Here is a 13697-nt window from a genome sequence, read left to right as displayed (position 1 = left end):
ACGCCCCCGGCCAGATCCGTCTTGTCGAACGTCAGAGCTACGGCTTCGGGATCTCCTGCAGAGCGACGATCTTGCCGCCCTCGACCTTGTAGGCCCACACGGCGACGGCCGAGAGGTCGATCTCGCCCTTGTCGGTGAACTTGAAGGTCGTGGTGACGCCCTTGCCGTTGTAGGCGTCGACGAAGGCCTCGACCTTCGGGCGGGTGATGTTGCCGGCCTTGACGGCGGCGACGAGGATGTTCGCGGCGTCGTACGCCTCGGCGCTGTAGGTGCCCGGGTCGTTGCCGGTCGCCTTCTTGTAGTCAGCGGCGAACGTGCCACCGGCCTTGTCCGGCGGGACGCACGGGCAGGTCAGGATCGCGCCCTCGGCCGCGTCCTTGCCAGCACCCTCGATGAACTTGTCGTCCTTGACGCCGTCACCGGCGACGAAGGTGGCCTTGACGCCCTGGCCGCGAAGCTGCTTCACGAACGGGGCGGCCTCGGCGTAGTAACCGCCGTAGTAGACCGCGTCGGCGCCCGAGGACTTGATCTGGGTGATCAGGGCGGAGAAGTCGGTCTGGCCCTTGCTGGTCGTACCGGTCGCGACCGGGGTGACCGTCTTCTTGACCTCGTCGGCCAGGCCCTTGCCGTACTCGGAGGTGTCGTCGATGACGAACACCTTGGTCGCCTTGACGACGTCCTTGATGTAGCGGCCGGCGGCCGGGCCCTGCGCCGCGTCGTTGCCGAGGGCGCGGTGGAAGGTCTTCCACCCCTTGTCGGCCAGCGTCGGGTTGGTCGCCGACGGGGTGATGATCGTGACGCCGTTGTCGGAGAGCTTGCCGTTGGCGGCCTTCGACTCGCCGGAGAACGCCGGGCCGACGACGCCGATGATCTTGGCGTCCTGCACGATGGCGTCCGCGAGACCCGGGGCCTGCTTCTCGTCACCCTGGGAGTCGTTGTTCACGAGCTCGATCTTGCAGTTGTCCGCCGACTTGCTGGCGTTGTACTGGTCGATCGCCAGCTTCGCGCCGTCCTTGATGTTGATGCCCAGCGCCGCGTTCGGACCGGTCAGAGCGCCGAAGAAGGCGATCTTGACACTGCAGTCCTTACCAGTGGCGCTGTTGGAGTCGCTGCCACTCTTCACACAGCCGGCGCTGGCGCCCAGGGCGAGCGCCAGTACCGCTGCGCCGCCGAACGCCCGTACAAATGTCTGCCTCAAGGCTCCGAGCCCTCCTCCGTCGTTGGCCGGGGTGGTCCCACGCAATGTGAACGGGGACACACACCAGTCCGTGCGGGCGGAAAGCTACTCCGAATTCGGGGCCGAGGGAAACACCTTGCAGCGAGGCACACCCAAAACGTTACGTTTTCTTTTGCTGATCTTCGGAACCGAGGTTGTCTGAACCCGTCTGATCAGCGATTATGCGGTCCGCGACCTGCCGCATGGACATCCTGTGGTCCATCGCGGCGCTCTGGATCCAGCGGAAAGCCTGGGGTTCGGTCATGTTGAACTGTGCCATCAACAGCCCCTTTGCCCGTTCCACGACCTTGCGGGTCTCCAGCCGGTCCGTCAGGCTCGCGACCTCGGACTCCAGGGCGTGCAACTCCGCGAACCGGGACAGCGCGATCTCCACGGCCGGCACCAGGTCACTCTTCTGGAACGGCTTCACCAGGTACGCCATCGCGCCGGCCGCCCGGGCCCGCTCCACCAGGTCCCGCTGGCTGAACGCCGTCAGGATCACCACCGGGGCGATCCGCGCGCCGGCGATCTTCTCCGCCGCGGCGATCCCGTCCATGATCGGCATCTTGATGTCCATGATCACGAGATCCGGGCGCAGTTCCTCGGCGAGCCGGACAGCCGTCTCCCCGTCGCCGGCCTCACCGACGACGTCATAACCCTCCTCCGTGAGCATCTCTGCGAGGTCGAGCCGGATCAGGGCCTCGTCCTCGGCGATCAGCACCCGGCTGGCCTGGGCTTCGCTACTCACGGTCGGGTACCTCCTGGCGGGTCACTACTGTCGGCATCAGCGTAGTGGGTATGCTGGTGCCGCCTTGCGCCCCTGTAGACCAATCGGCAGAGTCACGGTGCTCAAACCACCGCCAGTGTGGGTTCGAATCCCACCGGGGGCACTCTCACGACCACGCACCGCCGGTCCGTGACTGATGGAGAATCCGTCGTCACGGACCGTTCTCATTGTGCGCCCCGGTCGGCCAGTGTTCGGAGGTTGTACGCCGCCCCGACGGCCTCCGCCCCGCCGATACCCCGTGGCTACGGTGAGAAGGTGTCCCAGCGACGCCGGATCCTGCTGCTGCTGGCGGCCGCCGTGGCGCTGGTGCTCGTCGGCGCTGGCCTGGCAGCCTGGTCCTACGCCCGGTCCCTGGAATCGCGGGTCCCCCGCACCGACGCGTTCGCCGGCCTGCACGAGGAGCGGCCGCAGCGGGTGGTGCCCGGCGCGCTGAACGTGCTGCTGCTCGGCACCGACTCGCGCAACCCGGAGGACATGCTCGACGGGTCGCGCAGCGACACCCTGATCCTGGTGCACGTGCCGGCGAGCCACGACGCGGCGTACCTGGTCTCCATCCCCCGGGACACCTGGGTCCACGTGCCCGCGAACCCGAACGGCGGCACCGGCGACGCCGACGCGAAGATCAACGCGGCGCTGGCCTGGGGTGGGCTGCCGCTCGCGATCCGCACCGTCGAGGAGTTCACCGGAGTCCGGATCGACCACGTCGCGATGATCGACTTCGGCGGGCTGGTCGCGGTGACCGACGCGCTGGGCGGGGTGGACATGGTGGTCGAGCAGGACACCACCTCCACCTTCGAGGGCCACCGGTTCTGGCCCCGGGGCACGGACCACTTCGACGGCGCGTCGGCCCTGGAGTACATCCGGCAGCGCAAGCAGTTCGCCGACGGGGACTTCACCCGGATCCGGCACCAGCAGGGGTACCTCATCGCGATGCTCGCCAAGGCCGCCAACATCGGGATGCTGACCAACCCGTTCGCGCTCCGGACGTTCCTGGAGACCGCCGCGCGGGCCGTGGTGGTGGACACCGGTTTCGCGCTGGTCGACACCGCGATCGAGCTACGGGACCTGCGCGCGGGGCAGTTCACCTGCCTGACCAGTCCGAGCGCCGGTACCGGCTCGGTCGGCGACCAGAGCGTGGTGTGGTCCGACCCGGCCCAGGCCCGGCCGCTGTACGCGGCGGTGGCCGCCGATGACGTCCCCGGCTGGCTGAGCACCCACCCGACCCGCGACTGCGGCCAGCCACCAGGCTGAGAACACCGTTTTGGGCCGTTCCCCCGTGCCGGGCCCCGTACCGGACGCACTCTGGAGGGAGACATCCCGCCCGCATCGGAGGTCGACCATGTCCCCGTCGAAGCAATGGTCCGTCGACATCCTGATCGAGGAGAGCGACGGGCGTACCCGCGCCGAGGCCCGGCTGACCGCTGGTGACGTCTTCGGCATGAAAGGCGTCGGCTGGGCGCAACTGAACCCCGCCGACGACGACGTCCCCGAGATCGGCGACGAACTCGCCGTCGCCCGGGCGATGTCGGACCTCGGACACCGGCTGCTGATCGAGGCCGCCTCCGAGATGGAGGACCCCGGCGAGAACCGGATCCGGATCGTGCGCTGACCCGAAACCCCGATTTTCCGGGTACCGGTCGGCACAGGCCGCCCTGTCCGGCCCGGGCGGGCGCAGTCCGGCCGGGGCGCAGGTGGCTTGGTCGCGGCTGGTCGTCCTCCCGACCCGGTGGGTCGGGCCGGGAGGATCAGGGCGGTCAGTCGGCCAGTCGGCGACGGCGCAGGGCGAGGAGCAGGCCCACGCCGGCCAGCACCAGGCTCACGGCCACCCCGAGCAGGAGTTGCACCCGGCCACCGGTCACGACCAGGCCGCCGCCGTCCGGCGTCGGAGTGGTCGGCACCACCACGGGGGTGCCGCTCGTGGGCTCACCCGACCACGACGGCACCGGGCCGGGGCTCGGGCTGTCACTCGGACTCGGACTAGGGCTCGGACTCGGGCTAGGACTCGGACTGGGGCTCGGACTCGGACTCGGGCTAGGACTCGGGCTAGGACTCGGGCTAGGACTCGGGCTAGGACTCGGACTGGGGCTCGGACTCGGGCTCGGACTCGGGCTCGGACTCGGACTCGGACTCGGACTCGGACTCGGGCTCGGACTGGGACTGCGGCTCGGGCTAGGGCTAGGGCTAGGGCTGGCGGTAGGAGTCGGCGTCGCCGTGCGGCTCGGCGTCGGTCTCGGCTGGGTGCACCGGGGCAGATCCCCGTCGAACGGATAGGAGTGCAGTTCCTGCCCGCCTCCCCCGGTCGCCAACGACGCGTGCGTCAACCCACCCGTGGTGAAGAACCGCCCGTTCATGCCGGGCATCCGCACGGTCGTCATGCTCGCGGGGTTCCCGACGAGCACGCTCCCCTGGTACTGGCCTGAGCCGTCGAACGCGATCGTGTCCGCCGACGGCACGTTCCACAGCAACTTCCGGCGGAACGGCGTCCAGTTCGCCTCCGCCCCGCTCGTGGTCCGCACGACCAGGGTGCCGGTCTTGACGACGTTGATCAGGATCGTGGCGCCGGCCGGCATGTTGGCGAACACCATGTCCACGGCGCCGGTGCCGTTGGCCGCGACGATGTCGGCGTCGACGTTGATCACCTGCAACATCGCGCTGCCGTCGCCGGTGAAGGTGGCCGTCGAGAACGCGACCTTGAAAGTGCCCGTCGGCGCGACCCGGTTGGCGTCCGCGTAGCACTTCGAGGCGGCCTCGAGGTCGGCGCGCAGGTGGGCGTACCCGTCGACGGCCTTGTCGTCCCGGACCGAGGTGTCGGTGACCGTGCCGGTCATGGACAGGGAGCCGGCGTACTTCACCACGCCGCCGTCAGCCGCGAGGTGCTGGCCGGTCGCGACGGTCACGTCCCCGCCGACGGTGAGGTAGTCGCTGCCGACCGGCGGCGGGATCCGGGAGCCGGAGCCGACCACGCCGACGTTGTAGATGGAGGAGCCGCTGGACTTGTTCATGTCGAAGTTGCCGAGGACCACGATCCGGCCCTCCGACTCGGCGACCGCCTCCCGGACCAGGTAGTCGGTGCCGACGAAGGTGTTGATCCCGTTGTCGTACCCGGTGGGCGCGTTGCTGTTGGGGTCCGGCCAGACCGCCGGGCAGCTGCCCGGGACGCACGGCCCGAGCCCGCCCGGCAGCGGGTCCGCGAATCCGGGCGGGCTCACGGCCAGGGAGAACGCCGTGGCGGCCAGGAGTCCGACAACAATGGCTACCGCACCGTGCCTTGTGTTCCTGTCCGCCACGACGCCCCCCGAGGCCGATGGGTCCAAGCGTCGTCAGAGTATCTATTTACTCCTATTGAGCAATTGCGACACGCGCGCTGATTCCGGCCCGCAGAATGAGCAGGAGCTGGGCGGTCATGTCGGACCGGTTGGCCTCGAACACCGGGTCGGTGAGCTCGGTGGTGTTGCCCGCGCCGAAGTCCAGGACCGGGGTGTGCACGTGCCCGCCGGCGACCGGCGCGCCGAGTTCGACCCGCAGCCGGGTGGCCCGGTAGGCGATCTCGTTGGACAGGTAGCCGCCACCGCCGCCGTTCACGGCCACCGAGCCCGGGGTCGGGCCGTCGGGGCGGAACACCGGGCCGGTGCCGCCGGCCGGGATCTCCGTCACCGAGTGGTTGACGAGCACCGGGAACCGGCCGGTCGCGGTGCGCATCGCGTCCACGGGCAGCGAGGTGGGCACGAACTCCGCGCCCGGGCCGACGCCGGGGAAGGTCAGCGGCGCGGTGACACTGCCGCCGCCCCAGACGTTGTCGTTGTCCCCGATCGAGGACACCGAACGCCGCCGGCCGTTGTTGACCTCCAGGTCGAACTGGCCGGGCCGGCCCTGGCTGACCGTGACGACCAGGTCGGCGCGCTGCGGGCCCGGCGCGAGGTGCGCACGGAAGGCGTCCTCGACCATGCCGTGGTCGAAGTCGGCGTAGCGGACCGGGAACATCGCGGTCTGGATCTGGACCGGCTCGCCGTCCACGGTGATCCACTTCCCGTCGAGGGCGAGCGCGTTCACGCCGGACGGGTTGCTGCGCCGGATCTCGGTGTCCAGAAGGAAGGGGTCGAAGCCGGAGACGAACAGTTTCCGGGTACCGGGCGCGAAGGCCGAGCTGGTGATGCCCCGGGAGGCGCGCTCGAGCCGGCCCTCCAGGTCGGGGTGCGAGACCGTGAACCGGGGCGTCCACTGGCGCAGGGCGCGGGTGAGGGTGAGGCGGGCCCAGTACAACGGACGGTCGTCGCCGCCCCGGGCGACGGCGGTCTCCCACAGCAGCCGGCCCGCGACGTCGACGGCGAGTTCGGCGGCGCGCCGGTTCGGCACGTGGCACAGGGAGGTCTCGAAGGTCGCGACCAGGCCGTCGAGGCCGCCGGACCTGATCAGCCGGGCGGGCACCGGGGTGGGGTCGGCGCCGATGGTCCTGGTGAGCCGGGTCTCCTCCACGGTCAGGGGAACGGAGGCGTCCCGGCAGCTCGGGGCGGCCGTCGCGGGGGCCGCTACTGACAGGAATCCGCCAACAAGCGCGAGAACCGCGACGCTGCGGGCAAAGGGTGAGGTCATGCGCCGATCCTCAGTGATACATCCCAATGGGTCAATACGGTGAGCGGAGTCTCCTGGCGTTTACCGGCGCGACGTCCGTCGATCACGCGAAGTACGATCCGCTGATGCTGAATTCGGGGATCGTAAGGGATTTTCGGCGAGTCCTTCGTCCGGAAGAATGCCTTTTCCTGTTTTTTGGTGTGGTGCTGGTCGTCCTCATGGTCTACACCGGCGAGGGCTACTCCACACTCCTGCGCCTGGTCAGTGACATCCGGTTCCCCGCGATCGTCGCCGGCATGTGCGCCGTGGTCTACGCCCGCGCCTTCTGGCGGGCCCGGCTCGACACCGTCGGTTACCGCGCCCGGGCCAACGCCGGCTGGCGCACCCTCGGCCGCACGCTCCGCGAGTTCAGCCCGCTGTTCGCGTGCATGGCGATCTACGAGGCGCTGCACGACCTGACCCCGGTGCTGCGGCCCGACATCGTCGACCGGCACCTGGTCGCGATCGACCACGCGGTGTTCGGCACCGACGTCGGCCGGTGGCTCAACGACCACCTCGGCTCGCCGACCTTCACCTCGATCATGACCTACTGCTACGTGAGCTACGCGTTCGCGCCGCCGGTCTACGCCGGGCTGCAGTACTTCCGGGGGAAGATGGACGCCTTCCGCGACTTCTCGCTGGCGATCGCGATCACCGCCTTCATCGGGTACTGCGGCTACCTGCTCGTCCCCGCCGTCGGCCCGTACATCTTCCAGGCGCAGCTCTACCCCGACCCGCTGACCGACTGGGGCCACGGCGGCCTGCTGGACACCCTGAACAAGATGAAGGGCAGCGCGCGCGACGCGTTCCCCAGCCTGCACACCGCGATGACCACCGTGGTCCTCGGGCTGATGTGGCGGGACGCGCGCCGGTTGTTCTGGACGTACCTCCCGGTCGCGCTCGGCCTGTACCTGTCGACGATGTACCTGCGGGTGCACTACGCCGTGGACGTGGCGGCCGGGTTCGCGACGGCGGCGCTGGCCCTGTTCCTCACGAACCGGATCAACAGGTGGTGGCACGACCGGCGGCCGGTGGCGGTCCCCGCGCAGCGCACGACGCCGGAGCGCGAGACGGCATCCGCCTGATTGCACTGTTTTAGCCTGTTTCCCATAACAAACGATTAACCCATGTGAATAACTGTGTCTTGTCCTAGTGCGGCGTTCAGGGCCATTCTGGCCGCCAACCGGACTGTCGACCCTCCCGGTCGCCGCGCCGGACCCCTCGGGCAAAGGATCACAGATGAGACGCACAGTCATGGGGGCGACGCTGCTCCTGGCGGCGGGGCTCCTCGGCAGTCTGGGGGCCGCGTCGCCGGCCGCCGCGGCGGACTGCACCAGCCAGGTGGTCGCCAACGGGGGCTTCGAGTCCGGCACGACCCCGTGGACCGCCACCTCCGGCGTGGTCTCCGCCGCGACCACCGCGGAACCGGCGCACGGCGGCACCCAGATCGCCTGGCTGGACGGATACGGCAGCACCCACACCGACACCCTCAGCCAGTCGCTGACGCTGCCGGCCGGCTGCACCGCCGCCACGCTGACGTACTGGCTGCACATCGACACCAAGGAGACCGGCTCCACGGTGTACGACAAGCTGACCGCCCAGGTCGGATCCACGACCGTGGCCAGCTACTCCAACGTCAACGCCGCGACCGGCTACGTCCAGCGGACCGTCAACATGACGTCCTACATCGGCCAGACCGTGACCCTGAAGTTCACCGGCACCGAGGACTCCAGCCTCGCCACCAACTTCGTGATCGACGACGTCTCGCTGACCCTGACCGGGGGCGGCGGCGGGCAGAGCCCGACCGTGACCAACCCGGGAAACCAGAGCTCCACGGTCAACCAGGCCGCCTCGCTCCAGATCCAGGCCACCGACCCGCAGGGTGACGCCCTGACCTACTCGGCGACCGGGCTGCCGGCCGGGCTGGGCATCAACGCGTCCACCGGCCTGATCTCCGGCACCCCGACCGCGACCGGCTCCTCGTCGGTGACCGTCACGGCCAAGGACCCGGGCAACAACTCCGGCACGGCCACCTTCACCTGGACCGTGAACGGCGCGTCCAACGACCCGACCCGGACCCCGGCCAGCCCCGTCTACACGGTCAGCCTGACCAGCAACTCCGACGGTCACTCGTGGACCGGCCACGTGAGCACCGGCTTCACCAACGCCTCGCCGACCGCGCTGCCCGAGGTGTACCTGCGCCTGTGGGACAACTGGCACGGCTCGTGCCCGACCACGCCGATCACGGTCACCAACGTCACCGGCGGCACGCCCTCGGCCCTGTCGGTGAACTGCACCGCCCTGAAGATCACGCTGCCCACGCCGCTGGCCCAGGGCCAGAGCGGCACCATCGGGTACGACCTGAGGATCGACGTGCCGAGCGGGGCCGACCGGTTCGGCTACGACGGCGCGTACAACATGATCGGCAACGCCGTGCCGGTGCTCGCGGTGCGCGACGCGGCCGGATGGCACCTGGACCCGTACACCAACAACGGCGAGTCCTTCTACAGCCTGATCAGCGACTGGGACGTCACCCTGGTCCACCCGACCTCGCTGCTCACCCCGGCGACCGGCTCCTCGACGGAGACCACCAGCGGCTCGAACACCACCACCCACGCCACGGCCACCAAGGTCCGCGACTTCGCGTGGGCGGCCGGCCCGTTCAGCAAGCTGACCGGCACCTCGGGCAACGGGGTCATCGTCAACACCTACGGGGTCAGCGGCATCTCCAGCGCCGACCTCAACTCCATGCACAGCCTGGCCAAGTCGGCCGTCGACGCGCACTCGGCCCGGTTCGGGAACTACCCGTACGCCGAGCTCGACGCCGTGATCGACAACAACTTCTGGTTCGGGGGGATGGAGTACCCGGGCTTCGTGCTCGACCTGGTCAGCAGCACCGCGCTGCCGCACGAGATCGCGCACCAGTGGTTCTACGGGATCGTCGGCGACGACCAGTACGCCACCCCGTGGCTCGACGAGGGCTTCACGGACTACGCCACCGACCTGTACCGGGGCATCGACGGCTCCGGCTGCTCGATCAGCTGGGCCTCGTCGGCGGAGAAGCTCACCAACAACATGGGCTACTGGGACGCGCACTCCTCGCGCTACTCCACGGTCGTCTACGGCTACGGCAAGTGCACGCTGCACGACCTGCGCCGCCTGATCGGCACCACGGCCATGACGACGCTGCTGCACGACTACGCGGCGTCGCACTGGTACGGCGTGTCCACGGTCGCGGACTTCAAGGTCGCGGCCCAGGCGGCGGCCGGCTCCACGGATCTGACGTCCTTCTGGGCGAACCACCGCGTGGAGGGTTAGACCATCCCGGGGTCCTCATTCCAGGACCCGGCCAGGCCCCGTTCCCCCCTCAGAACGGGGCCTGGCCCCTGTCGTAGGCCCGGGACACCCCGGGCTCCGGCCGTCGCGCGGCGGGTCGGTGGTCGCCGTAACCGTCAGATCTGCGGTTTTCTAGGACCAGGCGGCCGGGTCGGCGGCCAGGGACGTGATCCGCTCCGGGAGCTTGCCGGTGGCCACGTCCGCGACCGTGACCTCCTCCAGGATCTGCCGTTCGGCGGCCCGCAGCGCGATCCAGACCTCCTGCAACGCGCGCGCGGTGCCCGTGTAGCCCAGGTCCTCCGGCCGGTGGCCGCGGACGTTGGACAGCGGGCCGTCGATCACCCGGATCACCTCGGCGAGGTGGATGTCGCCGGCCGGGCGGGCCAGCCAGTAGCCGCCCTCGGGGCCGCGTTGGGCGTTGACGATCCCGCCCCGGCGCAGCTGAACCAGGATGCTTTCGAGGAACTTGGGCGGAATGTCCTGGGCGCGGGCGAGCTTTTCCGCCGTCACCAACTTCTCGCCGGACGCGGCGAGCTCGGCGCAGGCGCGCAGGGCGTAGTCAACCCGGGCGGAGAGTCTCATGATCGGAGGGTACGGCCTTCCTCAGCCGACCCGCCGGAGGAGTCCCTCTTGTACGGCGCTGGCCACATGCCGGCCGTCCGGCGAGAACATCCTGCCGTTGGCCAGTCCGCGCCCCCCGGAGGCCGACGGGCTCCAGCAGTCGTACAGGAACCACTCGTCCGCCCGGAACGACCGGTGGAACCACAGCGCGTGGTCCAGGCTCGCGCCGATCACGCCGCCCGGGCCCCACGTCTCGCCGTGCGTGGACAGCACGGCGTCCAGCAGGGTCAGGTCCGAGGCGTAGGTCAGCAGGCAGGCGTGCAGCAGCGGGTCGTCGGGCAGCGTGCCGTCGAACCGCATCCAGACCCGCTGCCGGGGCTCGGTGGTCCGCTCCCCGCTGCGGGTCCAGCCGGACTCCCCGACGTAGCGCACGTCCAGTGGCCGGGGCACGCCGGCCCAGATCTGGGCCCTTTCCGGGTACTTCTCCAGCTGCTCCAGCATCGTCGGCAGCTCGTCCGGCCCGGGGACCTGGTCGATCGGGGAGTCGCTCTGGTGGTCCATCGGGTTCGCGCCGCCGTCGTCCTGCTGGAACGACGCCGACATGAAGAAGATGGGCTTGCCGTGCTGGATGGCCGTCACCCGGCGTACGGAGAAGGAGCGGCCGTCGCGGATGTTCTCCACCGAGTACACGATCGGGATGGTCGTGTCGCCCGGCCGGACGAAGTAGCCGTGCAGGGAGTGCACCCTGCGGTCCGGCTCCATCGTGCGGCCGGCGGCGACCAGGGCCTGGCCGGCGACCTGGCCGCCGTACACCCGCTGGGGCCCCACCGGGGGGCTGATGCCCCGGAAGATGTTGACCTCGACCTTCTCCAGGTCGAGGACCTCCAGCAGGGCGTCGAGCGCCTCTTGACCGACCATCGCCACAGCGTCATCCCACTTCGTTCGATGCCGCTACGGCGGCGGATTCCCTAACGATTCTCCGTCAGGTCGCCCAGCCGGTGCAGGCGGATGGTGTTGGTCGATCCCGGGGTGCCGGGGGGCGAGCCGGCCACGATGATCACCGAGTCGCCGAGCGTGGCCACCCCGAGGCCAAGCAGCGCCGAGTCGACCTGGCGGAACATCTCGTCGGTGTGCTGCACGAACGGCACCAGGAACGTCTCCACGCCCCAGGACAGCGCCAGCTGGCAGCGCACCGAGGGCTCGGGGGTGAACGCGAGCAGCGGTAGCTCGCAGTGCAGCCGGGCGAGCCGGCGCACCGTGTCGCCCGTCTGGCTGAACGCGACGAGCGCCTGGGCGTCGACGGCCTCGGCGATCTGGAACGCCGCCGCCGTGATCGCGCCTCCCGGGGTCTTCGGGGCGTGCCGCAGCTTCGGGGCCTTGAGCTCGCCGGACTCGGTGGTCTCAATGATCCGGGCCATCGTGGAGACCGTCAGGATCGGGTACTTGCCGACCGAGGTCTCCCCCGACAACATCACGGCGTCCGCCCCGTCGAGCACGGCGTTGGCCACGTCGGAGGCCTCCGCGCGGGTCGGCCGGGAGTTCTCGATCATGGAGTCGAGCATCTGGGTCGCCACGATGACCGGCTTGGCGTCCTCGCGGCACATCTGCACGGCGCGCTTCTGGACCAGCGGCACCTGCTCCAGCGGCAGCTCGACGCCGAGGTCGCCCCGGGCCACCATGATGCCGTCGAACGCGTCCACGATCGCGTCGAGGCGCTCCACGGCCTCCGGCTTCTCGATCTTGGCCAGCACGGGCACCCGGCCGCCGGCCTCGTCCATGATCTCGTGCACGAGCTTGATGTCGTCGGGCGAGCGGACGAACGACAGCGCGACCATGTCGACCTTGAGGCCGAGGGCGAACCGCAGGTCGGCCGCGTCCTTCTCGCTCAGCGCGGGCACCGACACCGCGACGTTGGGCAGCGAGATGCCCTTGTTGTCGGAGACCGTGCCGCCCTCGACGACCAGGGCCTCGATGTCCGTGCCGCCCTCGACGCCGAGCACCTCGAGCGCGAGCCGGCCGTCGTCGATCAGCAGCCGGTCGCCGGCCTTCACCTCGGCGGGCAGCTTCTTGTACGTGCAGCTCACCCTGTCCGCCGTGCCGAGCACGTCGTCGCTGGTGATCACGATCCGGTCGCCGTTGCGCCACTCGACGGGGCCGTTGGCGAACTTGCCGAGCCGGATCTTCGGGCCCTGCAGGTCGGCGAGCACCCCGACCGCGCGCCCGGTGGCGTCGGCGGCCTCGCGGACCAGGTGGTACACCCGTTCGTGGTCGGCGTGGGTACCGTGGCTGAAGTTGAGTCGGGCGACATCCATTCCGGCCTCGACGAGGTCGCGGATACGCTCCGGGGTGGCGGTAGCAGGGCCGAGTGTGCAGACGATTTTCGCGCGACGAGTCACGTGTTCGAGCCTAGTCGCGGCGTATGCCCAGCGTGACGCCGGTCTCCCTCGTCCCACCATAAGAACCATGACTTCTGTCAACATTCCTCGCGGAAACCATCAATTCAGGCTGGCGGATCACGCGGCCCGACCATGAGCGGTTTTCGGATCCGGCCCTCGCGGGGGACGCCCAGACGGCATGCTCAGGGGACGGGGAGGAACAGCCGAGGAGGGACCATGAGCAGCGCGCGGGACATCATGCACGCCGGGGTGGAATGCGTACCGGAGATGGAGACCCTGGACCGGGCGGCCCAGATGATGCGGGACCGCAACGTCGGCTCGCTGCCCATCTGCGGGTCCGACAACAGGTTGAAGGGCATCATCACCGACCGCGACATCGTGGTGAAGTGCGTGGCGCACGGGCTGGACCCGTCGAAGGTCACGGCGGCGGAGATGGCCCAGGGCCGGATCTTCTGGGTGGAGGCCGACGCCGACGAGGACGAGGTCATCAAGATGATGCAGGACCACAAGATCCGCCGGTTGCCCGTGATGGACGACAAGCGGCTGGTCGGCATGATCAGCGAGGCGGACCTGGCGACGCACATCTCGGAGGAGAAGCTCGCCCGGTACTGCAACGCGGTGTACTCGGCGCCGCCGAGCATGTGAGCACGGGGCCCGGCCCCTGGTGGCGGCACCTTGCAGAAAGGTGTCGCTACCAGGCCGGAAACCCGTCCGGACAGCCGGGCCGAAGCCGGCCGAGCCGGGCCGAAGCCCGCCCGGGGCCGGCCGGAGCCTGGAGCCCGCCCGGAGCCGG

Annotated in this window: 12 protein-coding genes and 1 tRNA gene; 6 read left to right on the top strand and 7 right to left on the bottom strand. The window is 69.8% G+C overall.

The annotated features are described in order from the left end of the window. Nucleotides 1-37 precede the first annotated feature (37 nt). Entirely contained in the window at nt 38-1198 is a 1161-nt protein-coding gene (locus tag IW245_RS36895; RefSeq protein ID WP_197007700.1) for a branched-chain amino acid ABC transporter substrate-binding protein, read from the bottom strand. Between the two features lie 139 nt (nt 1199-1337). Further along, a complete protein-coding gene (locus IW245_RS36890) occupies nt 1338-1964 on the bottom strand; it encodes an ANTAR domain-containing response regulator (protein WP_197007699.1) in 627 nt (208 codons plus the stop codon). 68 nt (nt 1965-2032) lie between these two features. Here IW245_RS36890 and IW245_RS36885 point away from each other — a divergent pair. The 3 genes from IW245_RS36885 (at nt 2033) to IW245_RS36875 (ending at nt 3612) form a co-directional block, all read left to right on the top strand. Then, nucleotides 2033-2106, top strand: a tRNA-Leu gene (locus tag IW245_RS36885). A 152-nt stretch (nt 2107-2258) separates the two neighbouring features. Next, nucleotides 2259-3254: an LCP family protein gene (locus IW245_RS36880; RefSeq protein ID WP_233473180.1), complete on the top strand. Its 996-nt coding sequence runs from the start codon at nt 2259-2261 to the stop codon at nt 3252-3254. 88 nt (nt 3255-3342) lie between these two features. Then, nucleotides 3343-3612, top strand: coding sequence for a DUF1876 domain-containing protein (locus tag IW245_RS36875; protein WP_197007698.1), 270 nt, complete (start codon nt 3343-3345; stop codon nt 3610-3612). 145 nt (nt 3613-3757) lie between these two features. Here the strand turns inward: IW245_RS36875 and IW245_RS36870 are convergent, their stop codons facing one another. Next, nucleotides 3758-5290, bottom strand: a complete 1533-nt coding sequence (locus tag IW245_RS36870) for a choice-of-anchor A family protein (RefSeq protein ID WP_197007697.1) — start codon at nt 5288-5290, stop codon at nt 3758-3760. Between the two features lie 52 nt (nt 5291-5342). Next, a complete protein-coding gene (locus tag IW245_RS36865) occupies nt 5343-6593 on the bottom strand; it encodes a PA0049 C-terminal domain-containing protein (protein WP_197007696.1) in 1251 nt (416 codons plus the stop codon). A 182-nt stretch (nt 6594-6775) separates the two neighbouring features. On the opposite strand from IW245_RS36865, the gene IW245_RS36860 reads away from it, so the two are divergent. Both IW245_RS36860 and IW245_RS36855 read left to right on the top strand, forming a co-directional pair. Continuing rightward, the gene (locus IW245_RS36860) at nt 6776-7696 is read left to right on the top strand and encodes a phosphatase PAP2 family protein (protein WP_197007695.1); all 921 of its coding nucleotides are present in this window, start codon (nt 6776-6778) and stop codon (nt 7694-7696) included. A 154-nt stretch (nt 7697-7850) separates the two neighbouring features. Beyond that, nucleotides 7851-9929: a putative Ig domain-containing protein gene (locus tag IW245_RS36855; protein ID WP_197007694.1), complete on the top strand. Its 2079-nt coding sequence runs from the start codon at nt 7851-7853 to the stop codon at nt 9927-9929. 150 nt (nt 9930-10079) lie between these two features. Here the strand turns inward: IW245_RS36855 and IW245_RS36850 are convergent, their stop codons facing one another. The 3 genes from IW245_RS36850 to pyk are packed head-to-tail and all read right to left on the bottom strand — an operon-like array spanning nt 10080 to nt 12964. Then, nucleotides 10080-10529, bottom strand: coding sequence for an RrF2 family transcriptional regulator (locus tag IW245_RS36850; protein WP_197007693.1), 450 nt, complete (start codon nt 10527-10529; stop codon nt 10080-10082). A gap of 21 nt (nt 10530-10550) precedes the next feature. After that, nucleotides 10551-11426, bottom strand: coding sequence for an acyl-CoA thioesterase (locus tag IW245_RS36845; protein ID WP_197007692.1), 876 nt, complete (start codon nt 11424-11426; stop codon nt 10551-10553). A gap of 50 nt (nt 11427-11476) precedes the next feature. Then, nucleotides 11477-12964 (bottom strand): pyruvate kinase, encoded by a 1488-nt coding sequence (gene pyk, locus IW245_RS36840; RefSeq protein ID WP_197008878.1) that lies wholly within the window; start codon nt 12962-12964, stop codon nt 11477-11479. Between the two features lie 156 nt (nt 12965-13120). On the opposite strand from pyk, the gene IW245_RS36835 reads away from it, so the two are divergent. Further along, nucleotides 13121-13549: a CBS domain-containing protein gene (locus IW245_RS36835; RefSeq protein WP_197007691.1), complete on the top strand. Its 429-nt coding sequence runs from the start codon at nt 13121-13123 to the stop codon at nt 13547-13549. Nucleotides 13550-13697 lie beyond the last annotated feature (148 nt).

The sequence above is a fragment of the Longispora fulva genome (genome assembly GCF_015751905.1).
GTDB classification, from domain to species: Bacteria; Actinomycetota; Actinomycetes; order Mycobacteriales; family Micromonosporaceae; genus Longispora; species Longispora fulva.
The sequence above is the reverse complement of the archived record's forward strand: the minus strand, read 5'-3'. Positions and strand labels throughout refer to the sequence as shown.

Excerpts from the sequence above, each read along its gene's own strand:
- IW245_RS36865 (WP_197007696.1), bottom strand. The coding sequence starts at position 6,593 with ATGACCTCACCCTTTGCCCGCAGCGTCGCGGTTCTCGCGCTTGTTGGC.
- IW245_RS36850 (WP_197007693.1), bottom strand. The coding sequence starts at position 10,529 with ATGAGACTCTCCGCCCGGGTTGACTACGCCCTGCGCGCCTGCGCCGAG.
- IW245_RS36835 (WP_197007691.1), top strand. The coding sequence starts at position 13,121 with ATGAGCAGCGCGCGGGACATCATGCACGCCGGGGTGGAATGCGTACCG.
- pyk (WP_197008878.1), bottom strand. The coding sequence starts at position 12,964 with ATGGTGGGACGAGGGAGACCGGCGTCACGCTGGGCATACGCCGCGACT.
- IW245_RS36845 (WP_197007692.1), bottom strand. The coding sequence starts at position 11,426 with ATGGTCGGTCAAGAGGCGCTCGACGCCCTGCTGGAGGTCCTCGACCTG.
- IW245_RS36875 (WP_197007698.1), top strand. The coding sequence starts at position 3,343 with ATGTCCCCGTCGAAGCAATGGTCCGTCGACATCCTGATCGAGGAGAGC.
- IW245_RS36855 (WP_197007694.1), top strand. The coding sequence starts at position 7,851 with ATGAGACGCACAGTCATGGGGGCGACGCTGCTCCTGGCGGCGGGGCTC.